The organism is Roseivivax jejudonensis, assembly GCF_900172265.1.
Taxonomy (GTDB): domain Bacteria; phylum Pseudomonadota; class Alphaproteobacteria; order Rhodobacterales; family Rhodobacteraceae; genus Roseivivax; species Roseivivax jejudonensis.
In genome coordinates this window covers 505,955-524,604 of record NZ_FWFK01000002.1, presented here as the reverse complement: position 1 = coordinate 524,604, position 18,650 = coordinate 505,955, and the positions used below count along the sequence as shown (strand labels likewise).

Sequence of the window (18,650 nt, the reverse complement as noted above, 5' to 3'; positions counted from 1 at the left end):
TTTTTGCTGGCCGCGCTGCAGCAAACTGAAACGGACCTGAAGATCCGGTCAGGGCCGGTCGCCCAAATTGATCCACGTCGCTGGGAGCGGCTTCGCGCAGAGCACTTCCTCAGCGGTGCTGTCGGGACAGGCAGCGCCGCGATGTGCCACCGTGCGGGGTTTCCGAGCTTGCTGGAGGCGCATGGTGTCCGAAGCAGGCCCGTTTCCCGACTTCGCCCGGTTGAAGCGGAATAGGCTGCATCTAAGCGCAGTGTCCGGCCGACAAGAAACGCATCTATTGGCGCAGGGCTCTAGCCAGGCGCCGGATGCGGACGGCTCGATTGAGTTCACCGCCGAAGATCAGAACGAGTGCTGCAAGATACATGAAGTAAAGTGCCGCGATAATTCCTGCCAAGCCGGCGTAATAGCTTCGGTAGTCGGCAATGTTCGAAAGGTAGAAGGAGAAAAGCGCCGTGAGGAGCGACCAAGCGGCAACCGTGAACACCACGCCGGGCCAGATGCTGGAGAAGCGGGTGCGTCGCGCAGGCAGGAAGACATGTGCCGCGAACAGCGCCGCGATCAGTATGAACGCCGCTGCGGGGTAGCGGACAAGATCGACGGACACCGACGAGGGGTCAAAGCCGGGCAGGAGGACGTGGAGCCACGACCCCGCGCGCGGAGCGAGAACGAGCAGGTATCCGACCAGCACGAGCACCATGCTGGCGAGGACGACCACGACGATCTCGGTGCCGTACATCACCAGAGCCGATCGCGTCTCCCGTATGCCGTAGGCCCGGTTGAGACCAACACGCACGCCGTCGACGCCGCCGATTGCGAACCAGATCGTGAGAAGGATACCGATGCTGAGCACGCCGCCGCGCTGGACGGTCATCACCTGTTCGACCTCGGATACGATGGGTTCGACGAGTGCGGCCGGAACGATCGCGATCAGGAATGCTATGAGGTCGTTGGCCATCGTCCGGTCACCGATGAAAGCGGTCAGCGAACTGGTGAAGATCAGGAACGGGAAGAGCGCGAGCAGCGCGCGGAAGGCCACGTTGCCTGCCAGTCCGAACGCATCGTCGCTCCAGAGTCGCAATGCCGCCTCGCGAGAAATGGCCAAGGGAACGCGCCAACCTGTGCCGCGGAGAAGATCCTCGGGGTCGGCACTGACGACGCCGTGGGTCAGAACGGTGTCCCGGAGTGTCGTTTGGCTCGACTTGGCATTCATGCGCGCTGACCGTGCCGGGTCATGATCGTCGCTTCATCTTCCGGTCTGCACAGCGTTGCTTCAGTCATTCCAGCGGCCGCGTTCCATGCGTTCGCGTCTTGACGAATGCCACCGGGCTGAACGCCGTCGGCGATACATCCACATCGCGCCGTGCCAATGCTTGCTCTTCTGGTGGTCATCAAACCAGCTCCGCCTCGGATCGTAGGCCCGGCATCTTCCGCACTGTCCCCCGCGGATCGACATGAGGCCAAGATCCGTCCTTCAGGCAAACTTACCTAGCAGTCGCTGGGTCGTTTGCGACCAGACCATGTGAGTTCTCCGGACCCGACGCCGAGCCTGCGTGGCCAGAGGCGCACGATCACGACGTGGCGTGACCCGCTCTTGCCGAGGCAGCCGGCCGAGGCCTGCCATCGCGTTATCCAATATCCTGTACTCCCAGCAGAGCCGCACGACGCCAACCATCTGCCTACGGTCCGCAAGCGATTGGTCAGCCACGATTTCACCCGCCGAACACAATGACCCTTTCAAGGTCGCGCATTTGGCTATCCGACGAATGAACGCATGCCAATTTCGCAGCGCCCGGCGCGGCCGAGTGGTCGAGACACGCTGGCCAGCCACCGGGCCGAGATTATGTCATAGCAGAGTTCCGGCTCTCTCGTGCCGCCGAAGCAGTGGGTTGACGCACGTGTCTGCTGCCGAGTGCCAGACACGCTGCGGAGGTGCTCAGGTCGCGGGACGCTGGCGGCGCGGTACGCGGGAGAATGACCGATGCAACCATCGTCCTACGGGCCGTTCGAGTATTCTCCGATCTTCGATCGTCCAAGGTGGTCGCTGCCCGGTGGCGCCCGTGTCGCGCTTTGGGTGATCCCCAACATCGAGTTCTTCGCGCTCGATGCCCCGATCCCGTCCGAGAGGGGTGGGAAAGCTCCGGTTCCGAACGTTCCGGAGTGGGCGGCACGGGATTACGGCAATCGCGTCGGGATTTTCCGATTGATGAAGGTTCTCGACCGTTTCGGGGTTCGGGCAACCGCGGCGCTCAACAGCGATGTCTGCGAAAACCATCCCCACATCATCCGCGAAGCGTTGGCGCGAAACTGGGAATTCATGGGCCACAACCAGTCGAACACGACCCGCCTCAACGCCGTTCCGCCGGGCGCGGAACGGACGGTCATCGCGGATACGCTGAGTACGATCGCGGCGGCGACCGGAATTCGTCCGAAAGGTTGGCTCGGGGCCGGCTTGCAGGAGACGTGGTCGACCCTCGAGCATCTGGCGGACGAAGGGGTGCAGTATGTCGCCGACTGGGTCAACGATGACCAGCCCTACACCATGACCCTCCCGAGGGGGCGCCGGATGACATCGATCCCGTACTCGACGCAGATCAACGACAAACCCGTCTTCGAGCGTTTTCACCACACGGCCGACACGTTCCGCGACATGATCTGCCGCCAGTTCGACGTGCTCTACGAAGAGGGTGGGGACAGTGGTCGGGTCATGGCGATCGCGCTTCATCCATATGTTTCCGGGGTGCCGCACAGAATAACGGCCCTCTCCGAAGCGCTCGCGCATATCTCCGGTCACAGCGATGTCTGGATGGCGACGGGTGGCGAAATCTCCGATGCGTGGAGACGTCATTGCGAAGTGAATAGCTCCGCTCGTGAGTGAGCTGCCGTCAGGTGACGAAAGGCCGAGCCGAGATCGCGGTCACACCGATGAGCGCGATCCGTCAGCGTCATTCTCTACAGGGGTGCGGGCATTCAGGACATTCAGGTGCGCTCGCTCAGTGCATGTGTGATCCGCCGTCGACGACCAGTGTCTGGCCGGTGATGAAATCGCTTTCCGACGACGCGAAGAACACGATGGCTCCGGTCAGGTCTTCCGGCGTCTGAACGCGTTTCAACGCGCGCGCCCCCTTTGCCTTTTCGCGCATCGCGACGACGGAATCGTCGGGGTTTTCCTCGGCCAGCGTGTTGCCCGGCGCGACGCAGTTGACGCAGATATTCGCGTCGCCGACCTCTTTGGCGAGCGTCTTGGTGAAGCCCAGGATTCCGGCTTTCGAGGTGACGTAGTGGATCCGCGTCGGTGCGCCCTTCAGGGCAGTTCCGGAACTGATATTGATGATCTTGCCGTAGTTCCGTGCGCGCATGTGCGGAATGACTGCCCGGCTGGCGAGCCAGGGGCCCTTCACGTTGACACGCATCATCGCGTCCCACTCGTCCTCCTCGATCGTGTCGAAGCCCGCGCGAGACATCGGCACCGTCGAGAAGATGGCTGCGTTGTTGACGAGGATGTCGATGCGCCCAAACCGTTCGATCGTCTGCGTGGCCATGGTATCGAGATCCGCAGCCGAACTGACATCGACCTTGAGGCCCAGAGTTTCGTGGCCGTCCGCAGCAAGATCCTCTGCCACCTTGAGCGCTGCGCGTTCGTCGAGTTCGGCGATCACCACCTTTGCGCCGTTGAGGGCAAGTTCGCGCGCGTAGGCCTTGCCGATCCCGTGACCGGCGCCGGTGACGATCGCGACGCGATCCTCGAGTCTCTTGCTCATGATGTCTGTCCCAGTGTTCTCGATGCGCGCAGCGTCTCAGGCCGCGACGATCTTGGCCAATTTTTCCTCAGTGTAGCGTGCTGGCGTGGTCGCGCCCATCTTCGCGGCTGATCGCGCCCTCGGTGACCCATCCCGGGGCGCGCAGCGGAGGCGCGTCTTCGTTCGCGTCATCGCCACGCAGCCAGCCTCCCTCGGGTGCGGCATGTCAAATCGGCGCGCCACTCGGGTGACCATAGACATGCTGGCGTCGCATGTCGCGCGCGTCTCCCTGACAGAGCTCCCAGGGGCCGGTAGGCCTGCGTGGGATCAGGCCCGGAAAAAACCGGCGCGGCCCTCGATCATCAGCTTCAGGCCGACGACGCCGCCGAGCCAGATGCAGGTCAGCGTGATCGGGGCGGTGTAGGCGAGCAGCGCGAAGGCCGACAGGCCCTGGCCGACGCTGCAGCCCACGGCGATGACGGCGCCGACCCCCATCAGGACCGCGCCGCCGATCTGCCTGCGAAGCTCGCGGTGATCGTCGCAGGCTTCCCACCGAAAGACGCCGCGGATCAGGCTGCCGGCGCAGGCTCCCGCGAGAACGCCGAGAACCGAGCCTACCCCGAAGCCGGGGGCGACGCCGCTCGACAGCATCAGCCAGACCATCGTTTCGCCGAGCGGAGCCGAGAACGTGTGAGACCGGACGGGCACGATATCGAAGCTCTGCGCGGCGACGAGCGTGGTGCCCACGAAGCCGGACACGATGGCAAGGGCGACGGGCAGGCCCCAGAGCGCGCGGCGGGACGCGCCGCGCAGCGACACGGCCAGGAGCGCGAGGCCGAGGCCAGCGCCGATGACCGATGCTGGCACGCCGAACGCGCTACCGAGGCCGTGCGCAAGGCTTGCCGGTTCGCTGGCGACGTCCTGCGGAAAGAGCGCGACACGAGCCGGCGCGAGCGGACCCGAGAGGGTGGCGAGCGCGGCCAGGCCCATGACGACGACGATGACGAAGGAGCGGATTTCCCCGCTTCCGAGCCGCGCCAGCGCGCCGAGTCCGCAATTCCCGGCCAGCGCCATGCCGACCCCGAAGGTGAGCCCGCCGATCGCCGCGGCGGCGACGTCCGGGGCAAGCGTCAGGTATTGCGACGCGCCGGCATCGAGCCATCCAAGTGCCATGCACAGGTGCACCAGCAGGATCGACGCGCCGAGTGCGACGCCCCACATGCGTATGCGCGTCGTGTCTCCGGCCAGGTGAAGATCCTCGATTGCGCCGAGCGTGCAAAACCTGCCGAGGCGCGTGGCAAGGCCCAAAAGCAGGCCGCCGAACACACCGATGATAACGCTCGCGGCGCTTCCTGACACGAAGTCCAGCATGTTTCCTCCCCGCCCGGAGAGGCTGCGCCGGTCGTTGCCGGACGCTCCGGGCCCGTCTCAGCCGTCCTTGCAGAACAGCTCGTAGACGAGTTCCATCATCCGGCGGGGTCTTTCGTCGGTCAAGCTGTAATAGATCGTCTTGCCCTCGCGCCGGGGCTGGACCAGCCCCTCGAGCCGGAGCCGGGTCAGCTGCTGAGACACAGCGGCCTGCCGGGCCGACAGCATGCGCTCGAGCTCGCCAACCGACTTCTCGCCCGTGGCGAGGTGGCACAGGATCATCAGCCGGCCCTCGTGGCCAAGCGTCTTGAGGAAGTCGGCCGCTTCGCGGGCCTGCGCCATCATCCGATCGAGATCCTCGTCGGACATGTCCTCATCGAACCGTGGCAGGGAATTCGGGGGGGCGATGGACGTGGTCTCCGTGACGCCGTTCGGGCATTGCAGGTTTACGGCGTCGCTTCCTCGGTCAGAGGCGCGCCGTGCGCGGTATCGCCGTCAGGACCCGACGGCGCCGCCTCTGTCAACATACGCTCGAGCATCGGCCAGAAAAAGTGCTCGCCGGGATAACCTTCGATCCTGTGGAGTTCCTGCCCGTCGTCCACGAGCACGAACGTCGGTGTCAGGCGCGGCGGCGATGCGAATTCGAGGTCGTCGGGCAAAGGATCTCGGATATCGATCCGGCGGAGCGGCGCGCGGCGGCCGAGCTCCGTCTTGGCGTAGGCGTCACCGACCTCGGCATCCCAGCGCGCGCACCAGATGCAACCATCTTCCTCGACCATGACGAGCGATATGTCCGCCAGGCCGGCACCGGGAAACGCGATCGCGACGGCGGCGGCGAGGGCGGCGAGAGATGTGTGCATGATTTGAACGGCCCGATTGACCAAGTATTATTCACGAATAATAATATATAAACTCGTTGCGGCAAGGGAGGAGTCGCGAATTGTTCGAAGTCACGCTCGGCGGCGCCGCGCTGGCCGGTCTGCTGTCATTCCTGTCGCCCTGCATTCTGCCCATCGTACCGTTCTATCTTGGCTATCTCGCAGGGGCCGGGGCAGAGCGCGCCGAGGCCGGCGCGCCCGGCGGCGCGCCCGGCGGAACGGTCGCGGCGCGCCCGGCGGTTCTGCCAGCGATCCTCTTCTCGCTCGGGATCATCGTGGTGTTCGTCGCGCTCGGCGCGTCCGCGAGCTTTGCGGGGCAGGTGGTCCGCGAGTGGTTCGACGTGCTCCGCTGGATCGCCGCGGCGCTGATCATCGCGATGGGCCTGCATTTCCTCGGCGTGCTGAAGATCGGTGTCCTCTATCGGCAGTTTCGCGCGGAGCCCGGTGACGTGAACGCGCTATCGCTACCGATGGCCTTCGTGCTCGGGCTCGCCTTCGCGTTCGGCTGGACGCCCTGCGTCGGGCCGGTCCTCGCGGCGATCCTCTTTGCCGCGGCAGGAACAGAGACCGCAGGGCAGGGGGCGTGGCTGCTCTTTGCCTACGGTATCGGGATGACGGCGCCCTTTGTGCTCGCGGCGGCGTTCGTCGGGCCATTCCAGCGTTTCATGGCCCGGTTCCGCCGCCACCTCGGCACCGTCGAGAAGGTCACGGGCGGGATGCTCGTGGTCTTCGGTCTGCTCATCGCGACCAACTCCGTGAACCTCATCGCGCAGTGGATGCTGGACACGTTTCCCGTCTTCTCGCGCTACGGCTGACCCCGACAGAAAGGACCGAACCGATGTTTCGACGCACGTTTCTCGCTCTCACCGCCGCGGCGCTCGCCGCTCCGGCGACGGCCGAGGTCCCGGTCGGCGACGACGGCCTGCACAAGCCCGCGTGGCTCCGCGACACGTTCCTCGACATGCGGGAGGATCAGGCCGAGGCGGCTGCGGACGACCGCACTCTCATGGTCATCGTGGAGCAGCGCGGCTGCATCTACTGCGACCGGATGCACGAGACCGTGTTTACCGAGCCCGAAATCGAGCAGGCGCTTCGGGAAGAGTTCTTCGTGGTTCAGCTGAACATGTTCGGCGATCGCGAAGTGGTCGATTTCGATGGCACCGCGATGCCGGAAAAGGACATGGTGCGGCGGTGGGGCCTGATGTTCACGCCGACGCTCATGTTCTTCCCCGACGCGCCGGGCCCAGACGCGACGGCGCAGGAAGCGTCGGTGGCGACGATGCCGGGGGCGTTCGGCGCGCACACCACGCGTAACCTCCTGCGGTTCGTATCCGAAGGCGCCTATGCCGGCGACGAGCCGTTCCAGAAGTATCACGCGCGCCGTCTCGCCGAGGATGGGGTCATCGAATAAAAATATTCACATCCATGATTATTATGTTGCTTCCGCGGAATTGGTGAGTCTACCATCGTCTACAGGGCTTGGAGGGCCCAAAGGGAGGAGACATGACCCGCATTGAACGACGCGCCGCAAGCGCGGCGCTTCTCGCCATCGCGTCCGCAGTGCCCCTCTGGGCCGCAGATGCCGTTGCGCCGACCGACGTCAGCTACACCGAATTGGGTGGCATCGCCGAGCCGCTCAGCGATACGCCGGGCGACATCGAGAACGGCAAGGCCCTGATGAACAAGGGCTCCGGCAATTGCATCGCCTGCCACCAGGTGTCCGCTCTCAGCGAATTGCCGTTTCATGGCGAGGTCGGTCCGCCGCTCGATGGTGTGGCCGAGCGCTGGGACGAGGCGCAGATCCGCGGGATCGTCGCCAATGCCAAGAAGACGTTCCCGGGCACGATCATGCCGGCCTTCTATCACACCGGCCCTTACGTGCGGCCTGGCGACGCCTACACCGGCGAGGCCGCCACGGGCGACCTTGCGCCGATCCTGAGCGCGCAGGACGTCGAGGATCTCGTCGCGTTCCTGATGACGCTCGACACCTATCCAGAATGATACCCAGAAAGGAGCACGCTCCGATGACATTGTCCCGCAGAGAGACCCTGACGATCGGGCTCGGCGCCTTTGCCGCAACCTTCGTGCTGCCCAAGTTCGCGTTCGCCGCGACGGAGGACGCGATCGCCGAATTCACCGGCGGTGCCGCCACGGGGCAGGGCGATCTGACCCTGACCGCGCCCGAAATCGCGGAGAACGGCAACACCGTCCCGATCGAGATCGATGCGCCGGGGGCGGAGGCCGTGCTGATCCTCGCCGCCGGCAACCCGAACCCCGATGTCGCCACGTTCCACTTCGGACCGCTGGCCGGATCGCATGTCGCGTCCACCCGAATCCGGCTTGCCGGAACGCAGGATGTCGTGGCGGTGGCCAAGATGTCCGACGGCTCCTTCGTGGAAGCCCGCCAGGAAGTGAAGGTCACCATCGGCGGCTGCGGCGGCTGACGCCAGCGAACAGAGGAGAGAGACCATGGCAGAGAATGTGACACCCCGCGTCCGCGTCCCCTCGTCCGCTTCGGCCGGCGAGACCGTGACGATCAAGACGCTGATCAGCCACCAGATGGAATCCGGCCAGCGCAAGGACGACGCCGGCAACACGATCCCGCGTTCGATCATCAACCGCTTCGTGGCCGCTTTCAACGGCGAGACGGTGATCGACGTGACGATGGAGCCCGCCATCTCCACGAACCCGTACTTCGAGTTCCAGGCGAAGATCCCCGAAAGCGGGACGATGTCCTTCACCTGGTACGACGATGACGGCTCCGTCTACGAGGAGTCCAAAGAGATCACGGTGGGCTGAGCCCGATCCACGGCAGCGAAGGGAGGAGCTACCGATGTCGAGATCCTTTTGGCTGGGCGGCTGCGCCGCCTCGGCCCTGATAATCTGCGGCCCGGCGATGCTGACCGCGCAGGAAGACCCTGCAGAGCGCAGCCTCGTCATCAACGGCGAGATCGAGATCGTCACCGAGGCCGACGCCCCCGCGCATCTGGAGAACCTCTCCACGATCCGGTCCGGATGGACCTTCCGGTCGCCCGAGACGCAGACCATGCAGATGGACGACTTCGACAATCCCGCGACACTCGGCGTCGAGGCGGCGCGCGCCAAGTTCTCCAGCGACCTCGGCAATGGCGAAAGCTGCGCCTCGTGCCACGAGGCGCCGGAAGAGCTGGCGGGCGTCCGGGCGGTCTATCCCAAGTTCGACGAGTCCGCCGGCGAAGTTCAGACGATCGAGATGCAGATCAACGAATGCATCACCGATCGCGCCGGTGCGGAGGCCTGGGACTACGACAAGACCGACATGATCAACATGTCCGCGCTCATGTCCTTCGTATCGCGCGGGGAGGCGGTCAACGTCGCCATCGACGGACCCGCCGCCGAGACGTGGGAGCGCGGCAAGGAAATCTACTACACTCGCTACGGTCTGCTCGAACTGTCCTGCGCGAACTGTCACGAGGACAACTACGACAACATGATCCGGGCCGATCACCTCAGCCAGGGTCAGGTCAACGGCTTCCCGACCTACCGCCTGAAGAATGCGAAGCTCAATTCGGTGCATGGCCGCTTCAAAGGCTGTGTGCGCGATACCATGGCCGAGACGTTCTCGCCCGGGTCGCCCGAATTCGTGGCGCTGGAACTCTACGTCGCCTCGCGCGGCAACGGCCTTTCGGTCGAGGGCCCGGCCGTCCGCAACTGAACCTTTCCCGGCCTCCGCACACGCGCGGGGGCCTCTGTCGCCTTAATAATTCACAAATATGATTGTGATGAGACGATGATCGCACGCCGCCACTTTCTCCAGGCCGGACTGGCCGCTTCGGCGCTCGTCGGCGCGTCCGGGTTCGGCCAATGGGCCCGCCTCGCCGCACAGCAGAGCCTGACGCAGGAGGACCTGATCGGAGGGCCGGGCAGCGGGACCGTCTCGCTGGTCCACATCACGGACATCCACGCGCAGACCCAGCCGATCTACTTCCGCGAGCCCGAGATCAATCTCGGCGTCGGTGCGGTAAACGGCAAGCCGCCGCATATCACCGGCGATGCGTTTCGCTCGGCATTCGGGATCGAGGCCGGCAGCGCGCGGGACTACGCGCTGACGCACGACGATTTCGTCTCGCTCGCGAAGGCCTACGGCCGGATGGGCGGGCTCGACCGGATCGCCACGGTCGTCAAGGCGATCAAGGGCGACCGGCCCGAGGCGCTTGTCCTCGACGGCGGCGATACGTGGCAGGGCTCTCTCCCGGCCCTGCGCACGCAAGGGGCGGACATGGTGCGCCTCTTCAACGCGCTCGGGACCGACGCGATGACGGCCCATTGGGAATTCACCCTCGGCTCCGAGCGCGTCCGAGACATTGTCGAAGGCGAGCTCGATCCCGCCTTCCTCGGCGCCAACATCTTCGACGCCGAATGGGACGAGCCCGCGTTCGAGCCGATGCAGATGTTCGAGCGGGGCGGGCACCAGATCGCCGTGATCGGCCAGGCGTTTCCCTACATGCCGATCGCCAACCCGGGCTGGATGTTCCCCGAACTGTCCTTCGGAATCCGGCAAGAGCGGATGGCCGAGGTCGTCCAGTCCGCGCGCGATCAGGGCGCGGCCGCGGTCGTGCTTCTGTCGCACAACGGCTTCGATGTCGACCGCAAGCTCGCGGCCGACATTCCCGGGATCGACGTCATTCTGACGGGGCACACGCACGACGCAATTCCCGAGCCGGTGATGGTGGGCAAGACGGCCCTCATCGCGTCCGGCAGCCACGGCAAGTTCGTCAGCCGCGTCGATCTCGATCTGGACGGCTCGGGTGTGAAAGGGATCGAGCACCGGCTGATCCCGATCTTCTCGGACGTGATTGCACCGGATCCCGAGATGGCCGCGCTCGTCGAGGAAACGCGCGCGCCGTTCGCGGAAGAGATGAGCGAGGTGCTCGGCGAGACGTCGTCGCTGCTTTACCGCCGCGGCAATTTCAACGGCACGTGGGACGACCTGATCTGCAACGCGCTCATCTCCGAGCGCGAGGCAGACATCGCACTGTCGCCGGGGTTCCGCTGGGGCGCCTCGCTGATCCCGGGTCAGCAGATCACCCGCGAGGACGTCTTCAACGTCACCGCGATGAGCTATCCCGAAGCCTACCGCACGGAGATGACGGGCGAGTTCCTGCACACGGTGATGGAGGACGTCGCCGACAATCTCTTCAACCCCGACCCCTATTACCAGCAGGGCGGCGACATGGTTCGCGTGGGCGGGCTGGGCTACCGGATCGATATCTCGAAACCGCAGGGCGCGCGCATCTCGGAGATGACGCTTCTGCGCACCGGCGCGCCGATCGACCCCGCGACATCCTACGTCGTGGCCGGGTGGGCCAGCGTGAACGAAGGCACCGAGGGGCCGCCGATCTGGGAGGTGGTCGAGAGCCACATCAGGCGGCTCGGCACCGTGAGCCTGGAGCCGAACGACAGCGTCGATGTGGTGACCGGATGAGCGGTCAAACGGACAGCGCGCGATTCACCTCGGCCCGGGCGTCGCACCAATCAAGCCGTGCACAGGCGCGGTCCCGACACACGGAGGATGACCAGACATGACCGACACCTCCCGACGCAGCTTCCTGCGCGGCGCCGCGATCTCCGGGGCGGGTGCTCTCGTCGGCGGCCGGGTGGCCGCCCAGGCCGCGCCCGATCCCGCGATCACCGAGTTGCAACCCTGGCAGCAATACCTCGGCGAGGGCGTCGATGCGCGGCCCTACGGCATGCCGTCCGAGCACGAGGCGCACGTGGTGCGCCGCGACGTGCCGTGGCTGACCGCGGACCCGGTTTCGTCGGTCAACTTCACGCCGCTGCACGAGCTGGACGGGATCATCACGCCGAACGGGCTGTGTTTCGAGCGCCACCACGGTGGCATCGCGGAGATCGATCCCGGCGCCTACCGGCTGATGATCAACGGCCTCGTGGACACCCCGCTCGTCTTCACGCTGGATGATCTCAAGCGCTTCCCGCGCGAAAACCACGCGTACTTTCTCGAATGCGCGGCCAACTCGGGCATGGAATGGCGTGGCGCGCAGCTCAACGGCTGCCAGTTCACCCACGGCATGATCCACAATGTGATGTATACCGGCGTGCCGCTGCGCCTGCTTCTCGAAGAGGCGGGGATAAAGACCGCAGGCAAGTGGATCCTGCCGGAAGGCGCCGACGCGTCCGCCATGACGCGGTCCATCCCGCTCGAGAAGGCGCTCGACGACTGCCTCGTCGCCTTCAAGATGAACGGAGAAGCGCTCCGCCCAGAGCAAGGCTACCCCGTCCGGCTCGTGGTGCCGGGGTGGGAAGGCAACATGTGGGTGAAGTGGCTGCGCCGGATCGAGATCGGCGATCAGCCCTGGCACCACCGCGAGGAGACATCGAAATACACCGACCTCTTGCCCGACGGGCAGGCGCGTCGCTTCACGTGGGAGATGGACGCCAAATCCGTCATCACCAATCCCAGCCCGCAAGCGCCCATCACTCATGGGCCGGGGCCGACCGTCCTCACGGGGATCGCGTGGTCGGGCCGCGGCACGATCCCTCGGGTGGACGTCACGCTCGACGGTGGCGCGACATGGGCGCGGGCACGCATGTCCGGGCCGAGCTTCGACAAGTCGATGCACCGTTTCTACTACGAGTTCGACTGGGACGGCCGCCCGCTTCTGCTGCAGAGCCGCGCGCATGACAGCACCGGGTATGTTCAACCGACAAAGGACATGCTGCGCGAGGTCCGCGGCGAGAACTCGATCTACCACAACAACGGCATCCAGACCTGGGCCGTGAACGAGCAGGGGGTCGCCGAGAATGTCGAAGTCTCCTCTTAAGATCTATGCGCCCACTTTCGGCGGCATCGCCGTCCTGCTGGGCGGCGCATACGTCTTCGCCGACCAGTTCGTTGCCGAAACTCCGGCGGTCGGCTTCGGGGTGAGCGCGGCCCACGCCCAAAGCGCGGCCGGCGCCTCGGTCGATGCCGCCGATGGTGCGCCGTCGGTTCCCGAGCCCGCGGACATGGAAAAGGTCGCCGACGGTTCGGATGCGATGGAGGCGGCGGATGGTGCATCGCGTCACCAGGCCGCGGCGCCTTCGCGCGATGGCGGCTACGGCCTCGGACGCGCGGCGTTGGAGGAAGAGGTCGCGGCCTGGGACATCGACATCCGGCCCGACGGACAGGGACTGCCCGAAGGCGAAGGCGACGTCTGGACCGGCGAAGAACTCTACGTCGCGCAATGCGCCACGTGCCACGGCGACTTTGGCGAAGGCGCGGGCCGCTGGCCGCAGCTCGCGCTCGGCATGGGCACGCTGACGAGCGACGACCCGGTCAAGACGGTCGGCTCCTACTGGCCCTACCTCTCGACGGTCTGGGACTACGTGCACCGCGCGATGCCGTTCGGCGCCGCGCAGACGCTCTCCGACGACGAAGTCTACGCCATCACCGCCTACATTCTCTACCTCAACGAATTGGTGGAGGACGACTTTGTCCTGTCGTCGAGCAGCTTCGCGGATGTCGAAATGCCGAACGCCGGCAACTTCTTCATGGACGACCGGCCCGACACCGAGCTGACTGCGTTCTCGGGCGAAGTCTGCATGGAGAACTGCAAGGAGGACGTGCAGATCACCGCGCGGGCCCGCGTCCTCGACGTGACACCCGATGCGGGCGGGGGCGAGGGCACCGACCCGACGCAAACTCCGACGATGGACGAGGCCATGGACGGTGGCGGCCAAGAGGACGCCAGCGCGCCAGCAGCCGCCGCGCCCGAGACCGGGGTGGCGGAAACCGCGGACGCCGCGTCAGAGGCGCCGGATGCCGGGGCAACACAGACCGCCGCGGCCGACCCGGCCCTCGTGGAGGCCGGGGCCGCCGTCTTCCGCAAGTGCCAGGCCTGCCACCAGGTCGGCGACGGCGCGGCGAACCGCGTGGGTCCGCAACTCAATGGCCTGATCGGCCGGACTGTGGGCGGTCTCGATGGGTACAGCTATTCCGGCGTGTTCGCGGATGCCGCCGCGGAGGGCGTGGTCTGGACCGAGGCGCATCTGGCCGAGTTCCTGTCGGATCCGCGCGGCACCTACCAAGGCACGAAGATGTCGTTCGCCGGTTTGCGCAGCGCGGACGAGATCGCCGCGGTGACTGCGTATATCGAGGCCGAGGGCACGGAATGATCCAACGCGCCCTCTTCCCCGCCAGTGCGGCGCTGGCCCTCGCCGGCGCCGCGCACGCGGCGAACGATCTGACCCATCCCGAGGTCGCGCAGATCATGGCGATCGAGGCCGACAGCGACTACGGCGCCTACCTCGCGTCCGAGTGCACGGCGTGCCACGCGCCCAACCCGGAAGGTGGTATCCCGCAGATCCACATGCTGCCGGAGAGCTACATCGTGGGCGCGCTGGTCGATTACCGGATCGGCGAACGCGAGCATCAGGTCATGGAGCAGATCGCGAAGCGGCTCGGCGAGGAGGAGATCGCCGCGCTCGCCAAGTATTTCAGCGAGGCCGAATAGCGGGCCCGCGCACCCAGGGAGGACTGACATGCACTTCAACAGACGGAGCGTGCTGGGCGGCATCGCCGCCAGCAGCGCGGCACTCGCGGCGCCGACGGTCATGGCGCAGGGAGCCCCCCGGGTGGTGGTCGTCGGAGGCGGCGCCGGCGGCGCGACCGCGGCGCGTTACATCGCCAAGGATTCGGCCGGCGCGGTCAACGTGACCCTGATCGAGCCGACGCGCACGTATTACACCTGCTTCTTCTCGAACCTCTATATCGGCGGCTTCCGCGAGATGGAGAGCCTCGGCCACGACTACGGGGCGCTGGCCGCGGAATACGGCATCAACGTCGTGCACGACTGGGCCGTGGGTGTCGACCGTGACGCCAAGACCGTCGAGCTCGCCTCGGGCGCGTCGGTTCCCTACGACCGGCTGATCCTGTCGCCGGGGATCGATTTCAAGGACGGTGCCGTGCCCGGCTGGGACGTAACGGCGCAAAACGTGATGCCGCACGCCTACAAGGGCGGGTCGCAGACCGAGTTGCTCAAGGCGCAGATCCTGGCGATGCCCGAGGGCGGCACCTTCGCGATGGTCGCGCCACCCAACCCGTACCGCTGCCCGCCCGGACCCTACGAGCGCGTGTCGATGGTCGCCCACGCCCTGACCGAGGTGAACCCGACCGCGAAGATCCTGATCGTCGATCCGAAGGCCAACTTCTCGAAGCAGGCGCTGTTCGAGGAAGGATGGCAGCGCCACTACGGCGGCATGATCGAACGCATCGGCCCCGATTTCGGCGGCGAGAACGTGTCGGTGAACCCGGCCGAGATGACCGTCGACATCGATGGGCAGGTCGAGTCCGTCGACGTGTGCAACGTGATCCCGGCGCAGCGCGCCGGACGGATCGTGCACGAGGCCGGGCTGACCGACGGCGACTGGGCCCCGGTCAACGCCGCGGACATGTCGTCCAAGTCGGATCCCGAGATTCACATTCTCGGCGATGCGGCGGCCCAGGGCGACATGCCGAAATCGGGCTATGCCGCCAACAGCCAGGCCAAGGTCTGTGCCAATGCGGTGCTCGGCGCGTTGACCGACAGCCGCGTGTTCCCGGCGCGGTTCTCGAACACCTGCTGGTCGCTCATCGCGCCCGAGGACGGGGTGAAGGTCGGCGCGTCCTACGAGGCGACCGAGGAGAAGATCGCATCCTCCGGCGGGTTCATCAGCGAAACCGGCGAGGACGACGCGACCCGCGCGCAGACCTACCAGGAAAGCGTCGGCTGGTACGCCGCGATAACGGCCGACATGTTCGGCTGATGCCGTCGCGGGCCGGAGCCTTCCGGCCCGCGGTCACCTAGAAAGGGAGCCAATCGCATGGTCACGCGCTGCATCGCCGCCGCGTTCGGTCTCGCGCTCTGCGCGGCCGGATCCGCGACCGCTCAGGAGGCGGTCACATATTCCTTCGACGGAAGTTTCGGAGACGCGAGTTTCGCCGTCGAGAACGCCATCGTGAACCGCGGTCTCGTCATCGACTACACCAGCCACGTGGGCGAGATGCTCAACCGCACGAGCGAGGATGTCGGCGGCGAGGAGATGCTGTTCACCGAGGCCGACATCTTTATCTTCTGCTCCGCCGTGGTCAGCCGCGAGGTGATGGCCGCGGATCCGATGAACATCGTTCACTGCCCCTACGGCATCACCGTGGCCGAGCGGGAGGGCGAGGTGATGATCCTGCACCGCGACTATCCCGACGGGCCGATGCAGCAGGTCGAGGATCTTCTGTCGCAGATCGTGGCAGAGGCCGGCGGCACATGAGGTTTGCCCCGGACGCCTTCTTCGACGCCGCCCTGACTGCCCTGAAGGACGAGGGGAACTACCGCCGCTTTGCCGACCTGGAACGCCGTTGCGGCGCGTTTCCGCGGGCGCACCACGAGGGCGGGCAGGGCGACCGCGAGGTCACCGTCTGGTGCTCGAACGACTACCTCGGCATGGGCCAGCATCCTGCCGTGCTCGCGGCGATGCGAGACGCGCTCGACACCGCGGGGGCAGGGGCCGGCGGTACGCGCAACATCTCCGGCACCACGCACGCGCATGTCGCGCTCGAGGCCGAACTGGCGGAACTGCACGGCAAGGCGGCGGCCCTGCTGTTCACGAGCGGCTACGTCGCGAACTGGTCCGCGCTCGGTACGCTCGGCGCGCGCATCCCCGGTCTCGTGATCCTGTCGGACGCGCTCAACCACGCCAGCATGATCGAGGGGATCCGCCACTCGGGCGCCGAAAAGCGGATCTGGGCGCACAACGATCTTTCCGATCTGGAGCGTCAGCTGTCCGCGCTGCCCGACGAAACCCCGAAGCTCATCGCGTTCGAGAGTGTCTACTCGATGGACGGTGATATCGCCCCGATCGCCGAGATCTGCGATCTCGCCGAGCGCTACGGCGCGATGACCTATCTCGACGAGGTCCATGCCGTCGGGCTCTACGGTGCACGCGGTGGCGGTGTCGCCGAGCGGGAGGGCCTCATGGACCGCCTGACGATCATCGAGGGCACGCTCGGCAAGGCCTTCGGCGTCATGGGCGGCTATATCGCCGCATCGGCGCCGTTGATCGACTTCGTCCGGTCCTTTGCCAGCGGGTTCATCTTCACGACCGCCTTGCCACCTGCCGTGGCGGCCGGAGCGCTGGCCAGCGTGTGCCACCTGAAGACCTCGACAGCGGAGCGGGAGGCGCACGCCGTTCGGGTCGCCACGGTGCGGGCGGGGCTCGACCGGCTGGGCATCCCGCATGTCGACAACCCGTCTCACATCGTTCCGGTCATGGTCGGTGACCCTTTGAAGTGTCGCTATATCTCCGACCTGCTGATGGCGCACCACGGGATCTACATCCAGCCGATCAACTATCCCACCGTGCCCAAGGGGACCGAGCGTCTGCGCATCACGCCGTCGCCGGTTCACTCGGAGACCGACGTGGCGGCTCTGCTCGACGCGCTGGGCGCGCTCTGGGAACAGTGCCAGTTGGCCCGGCTCCCACGCGCCGCCCAGTGACCGGATATCACGCGGTCTCGAACAGGTAGCCGTCGCCGTCCCGCGCGATGGACCCGAGGCCGCCATCCGGCAGGTGAAACCCGACAACGGTTTCGCCGCTGGCGGCAAGCCGGTCGAGCAGGGCGGTCCGCGTGGCGATCGCGCGCTCGGGGTCGTGGTCGGCCGGGCTCGGCCACTCGGGGCGAGCAAGTGCCAGGTGCCCGTTCCCGATCGCGTCGCCGACCACCAGCGCGGAGGCGTCCCCGTTCGTCACCTGTGCGCCCACGTGTCCCGCCGTATGTCCGGGCAACGGAACCAACTGTACGCCGGGCAGGATCGATGCGTCGTCCGCGACGCGCTCCAGCCGGTCGCCGAGGAGTTCGATCCGCCGCGCCGCGCCGACCGCAAAGCTCTGGCGCGCCTCTCCCAACGCGTCGAGGGTGGCCGGGTCCGACCAGTAGGCGACTTCGGTGTCCGACATGACGTGCCGGGCATTGGCAAAGAGCGGTTCGTCGAAATCGTCTAGAACGCCCCAGAAATGATCCGGGTGTCCGTGGGTGAAGATCACGTGGGTCACGTCACCCGGCGCGACGCCGACTGCGTCCAGATTTGCCAGCAACTCTCCCGCGCTCGGCATGAACCCGGAGCCTGACCCGGCATCGAACAGCACTGTCGCGTCCGAGGTGCGCCACAGCGCGAGGTTGCACGGCGCACGGTAGCCGCCGTCGGTCGCCAGCCCGGCGGTCTCGACGATCTCGCGGGCTTCGTCTGCCGGAAGATCTCCGATCACGAAGCTTTCCGGGAGGACCAGGTGGCCGTCCGAGACCGTCTGCAGGACGCCTTGACCGAGTTCGACCTCGGCGATCGTCTTGGTGGCAAGCGTGGTCAGGGCCGACGCACCACCGGCCGCCATGAGCCATTTGCAGACGAGTCTTCGATGAATGGCGACCATGTTCGATACGTCCCTGTGTGTCTGATCTCGCGACCTCGGTCGGATCGTGCGGTCCGGCCCGGTATCTGTCTTCGCAGTGTTGGGTGATCGGGCCGAAACCGCAAGGATCAAGGCCTTGATCGCGGTCGATAAAGCACTTGAAAATGAATCTCCAAGGGCTTTGGCACCGTGCGTGGATCCCCGTGCGGCCGATGCTCGATAGCGGGCCCCGCCACGGGCGATAGGACCC

At 66.2% G+C, this 18,650-nt stretch carries 20 protein-coding genes; 14 read left to right on the top strand and 6 right to left on the bottom strand.

The annotated features are described in order from the left end of the window. Positions 1-274 precede the first annotated feature (274 nt). Entirely contained in the window at positions 275-1,210 is a 936-nt protein-coding gene (locus ROJ8625_RS07510) for a YihY/virulence factor BrkB family protein (RefSeq protein WP_085791245.1), read from the bottom strand. Positions 1,211-2,071: 861 nt separating this feature from the next. Between ROJ8625_RS07510 and ROJ8625_RS07505 the strand changes: the two genes are divergently transcribed. Next, positions 2,072-2,875, top strand: coding sequence for a polysaccharide deacetylase family protein (locus tag ROJ8625_RS07505; protein WP_234984202.1), 804 nt, complete (start codon positions 2,072-2,074; stop codon positions 2,873-2,875). Positions 2,876-2,990: 115 nt separating this feature from the next. Here the strand turns inward: ROJ8625_RS07505 and ROJ8625_RS07500 are convergent, their stop codons facing one another. From ROJ8625_RS07500 to ROJ8625_RS07485, 4 genes are all read right to left on the bottom strand, one after another. Then, positions 2,991-3,758: an SDR family NAD(P)-dependent oxidoreductase gene (locus tag ROJ8625_RS07500; protein WP_085791243.1), complete on the bottom strand. Its 768-nt coding sequence runs from the start codon at positions 3,756-3,758 to the stop codon at positions 2,991-2,993. Between the two features lie 306 nt (positions 3,759-4,064). Next, positions 4,065-5,108, bottom strand: coding sequence for a YeeE/YedE family protein (locus ROJ8625_RS07495; RefSeq protein WP_085791242.1), 1,044 nt, complete (start codon positions 5,106-5,108; stop codon positions 4,065-4,067). A 57-nt stretch (positions 5,109-5,165) separates the two neighbouring features. Next, the gene (locus ROJ8625_RS07490) at positions 5,166-5,474 is read right to left on the bottom strand and encodes an ArsR/SmtB family transcription factor (protein ID WP_085791241.1); all 309 of its coding nucleotides are present in this window, start codon (positions 5,472-5,474) and stop codon (positions 5,166-5,168) included. 77 nt (positions 5,475-5,551) lie between these two features. Beyond that, positions 5,552-5,965: a thioredoxin domain-containing protein gene (locus tag ROJ8625_RS07485; RefSeq protein WP_085791369.1), complete on the bottom strand. Its 414-nt coding sequence runs from the start codon at positions 5,963-5,965 to the stop codon at positions 5,552-5,554. Between the two features lie 80 nt (positions 5,966-6,045). Here ROJ8625_RS07485 and ROJ8625_RS07480 point away from each other — a divergent pair, with 80 nt between their 5' ends. The 13 genes from ROJ8625_RS07480 to hemA all read left to right on the top strand — a co-directional run bounded on the left by ROJ8625_RS07480 (position 6,046) and on the right by hemA (position 17,490). Further along, a complete protein-coding gene (locus ROJ8625_RS07480) occupies positions 6,046-6,798 on the top strand; it encodes a cytochrome c biogenesis CcdA family protein (protein WP_085791240.1) in 753 nt (250 codons plus the stop codon). Between the two features lie 23 nt (positions 6,799-6,821). Then, positions 6,822-7,394, top strand: coding sequence for a thioredoxin family protein (locus tag ROJ8625_RS07475; protein ID WP_085791239.1), 573 nt, complete (start codon positions 6,822-6,824; stop codon positions 7,392-7,394). 92 nt (positions 7,395-7,486) lie between these two features. After that, complete coding sequence (gene soxX, locus ROJ8625_RS07470; RefSeq protein ID WP_085791238.1) at positions 7,487-7,984, top strand: sulfur oxidation c-type cytochrome SoxX; 498 nt, start codon at positions 7,487-7,489, stop codon at positions 7,982-7,984. 23 nt (positions 7,985-8,007) lie between these two features. After that, positions 8,008-8,427: a thiosulfate oxidation carrier protein SoxY gene (gene soxY, locus ROJ8625_RS07465; protein ID WP_085791237.1), complete on the top strand. Its 420-nt coding sequence runs from the start codon at positions 8,008-8,010 to the stop codon at positions 8,425-8,427. A 25-nt stretch (positions 8,428-8,452) separates the two neighbouring features. Then, entirely contained in the window at positions 8,453-8,782 is a 330-nt protein-coding gene (gene soxZ / locus ROJ8625_RS07460; protein WP_085791236.1) for a thiosulfate oxidation carrier complex protein SoxZ, read from the top strand. A gap of 34 nt (positions 8,783-8,816) precedes the next feature. Continuing rightward, entirely contained in the window at positions 8,817-9,677 is an 861-nt protein-coding gene (soxA, locus tag ROJ8625_RS07455) for a sulfur oxidation c-type cytochrome SoxA (RefSeq protein ID WP_085791235.1), read from the top strand. A 75-nt stretch (positions 9,678-9,752) separates the two neighbouring features. Then, positions 9,753-11,447: a thiosulfohydrolase SoxB gene (gene soxB / locus ROJ8625_RS07450; RefSeq protein ID WP_085791234.1), complete on the top strand. Its 1,695-nt coding sequence runs from the start codon at positions 9,753-9,755 to the stop codon at positions 11,445-11,447. A 97-nt stretch (positions 11,448-11,544) separates the two neighbouring features. Beyond that, positions 11,545-12,804, top strand: coding sequence for a sulfite dehydrogenase (gene soxC, locus ROJ8625_RS07445; RefSeq protein ID WP_085791233.1), 1,260 nt, complete (start codon positions 11,545-11,547; stop codon positions 12,802-12,804). After that, the gene (locus ROJ8625_RS07440; protein ID WP_085791232.1) at positions 12,785-14,137 is read left to right on the top strand and encodes a c-type cytochrome; all 1,353 of its coding nucleotides are present in this window, start codon (positions 12,785-12,787) and stop codon (positions 14,135-14,137) included. Before soxC ends, ROJ8625_RS07440 begins: the two co-directional genes overlap by 20 nt. Beyond that, positions 14,134-14,475: a c-type cytochrome gene (locus ROJ8625_RS07435; protein WP_085791231.1), complete on the top strand. Its 342-nt coding sequence runs from the start codon at positions 14,134-14,136 to the stop codon at positions 14,473-14,475. The genes ROJ8625_RS07440 and ROJ8625_RS07435 overlap by 4 nt, the downstream gene beginning before the upstream one ends. Before the next feature lie 28 nt (positions 14,476-14,503). After that, positions 14,504-15,766, top strand: a complete 1,263-nt coding sequence (locus ROJ8625_RS07430) for an NAD(P)/FAD-dependent oxidoreductase (protein WP_085791230.1) — start codon at positions 14,504-14,506, stop codon at positions 15,764-15,766. A gap of 57 nt (positions 15,767-15,823) precedes the next feature. Beyond that, a complete protein-coding gene (locus ROJ8625_RS07425) occupies positions 15,824-16,264 on the top strand; it encodes a DUF302 domain-containing protein (protein ID WP_085791229.1) in 441 nt (146 codons plus the stop codon). Continuing rightward, positions 16,261-17,490: a 5-aminolevulinate synthase gene (hemA, locus tag ROJ8625_RS07420; protein ID WP_085791228.1), complete on the top strand. Its 1,230-nt coding sequence runs from the start codon at positions 16,261-16,263 to the stop codon at positions 17,488-17,490. The genes ROJ8625_RS07425 and hemA overlap by 4 nt, the downstream gene beginning before the upstream one ends. A gap of 7 nt (positions 17,491-17,497) precedes the next feature. Here the strand turns inward: hemA and ROJ8625_RS07415 are convergent, their stop codons facing one another. Next, on the bottom strand, positions 17,498-18,421 hold the full coding sequence (locus ROJ8625_RS07415; RefSeq protein ID WP_085791227.1) for an MBL fold metallo-hydrolase: 924 nt from the start codon (positions 18,419-18,421) through the stop codon (positions 17,498-17,500). Between the last annotated feature and the right edge of the window lie 229 nt (positions 18,422-18,650).

Excerpts from the sequence above, each read along its gene's own strand:
- ROJ8625_RS07510 (WP_085791245.1), bottom strand. The coding sequence starts at position 1,210 with ATGAATGCCAAGTCGAGCCAAACGACACTCCGGGACACCGTTCTGACC.
- ROJ8625_RS07500 (WP_085791243.1), bottom strand. The coding sequence starts at position 3,758 with ATGAGCAAGAGACTCGAGGATCGCGTCGCGATCGTCACCGGCGCCGGT.
- ROJ8625_RS07495 (WP_085791242.1), bottom strand. The coding sequence starts at position 5,108 with ATGCTGGACTTCGTGTCAGGAAGCGCCGCGAGCGTTATCATCGGTGTG.
- ROJ8625_RS07490 (WP_085791241.1), bottom strand. The coding sequence starts at position 5,474 with ATGTCCGACGAGGATCTCGATCGGATGATGGCGCAGGCCCGCGAAGCG.
- ROJ8625_RS07485 (WP_085791369.1), bottom strand. The coding sequence starts at position 5,965 with ATGCACACATCTCTCGCCGCCCTCGCCGCCGCCGTCGCGATCGCGTTT.
- ROJ8625_RS07475 (WP_085791239.1), top strand. The coding sequence starts at position 6,822 with ATGTTTCGACGCACGTTTCTCGCTCTCACCGCCGCGGCGCTCGCCGCT.
- soxX (WP_085791238.1), top strand. The coding sequence starts at position 7,487 with ATGACCCGCATTGAACGACGCGCCGCAAGCGCGGCGCTTCTCGCCATC.
- soxY (WP_085791237.1), top strand. The coding sequence starts at position 8,008 with ATGACATTGTCCCGCAGAGAGACCCTGACGATCGGGCTCGGCGCCTTT.
- soxZ (WP_085791236.1), top strand. The coding sequence starts at position 8,453 with ATGGCAGAGAATGTGACACCCCGCGTCCGCGTCCCCTCGTCCGCTTCG.
- soxA (WP_085791235.1), top strand. The coding sequence starts at position 8,817 with ATGTCGAGATCCTTTTGGCTGGGCGGCTGCGCCGCCTCGGCCCTGATA.
- soxB (WP_085791234.1), top strand. The coding sequence starts at position 9,753 with ATGATCGCACGCCGCCACTTTCTCCAGGCCGGACTGGCCGCTTCGGCG.
- soxC (WP_085791233.1), top strand. The coding sequence starts at position 11,545 with ATGACCGACACCTCCCGACGCAGCTTCCTGCGCGGCGCCGCGATCTCC.
- ROJ8625_RS07440 (WP_085791232.1), top strand. The coding sequence starts at position 12,785 with ATGTCGAAGTCTCCTCTTAAGATCTATGCGCCCACTTTCGGCGGCATC.
- ROJ8625_RS07435 (WP_085791231.1), top strand. The coding sequence starts at position 14,134 with ATGATCCAACGCGCCCTCTTCCCCGCCAGTGCGGCGCTGGCCCTCGCC.
- ROJ8625_RS07430 (WP_085791230.1), top strand. The coding sequence starts at position 14,504 with ATGCACTTCAACAGACGGAGCGTGCTGGGCGGCATCGCCGCCAGCAGC.
- ROJ8625_RS07425 (WP_085791229.1), top strand. The coding sequence starts at position 15,824 with ATGGTCACGCGCTGCATCGCCGCCGCGTTCGGTCTCGCGCTCTGCGCG.
- hemA (WP_085791228.1), top strand. The coding sequence starts at position 16,261 with ATGAGGTTTGCCCCGGACGCCTTCTTCGACGCCGCCCTGACTGCCCTG.
- ROJ8625_RS07415 (WP_085791227.1), bottom strand. The coding sequence starts at position 18,421 with ATGGTCGCCATTCATCGAAGACTCGTCTGCAAATGGCTCATGGCGGCC.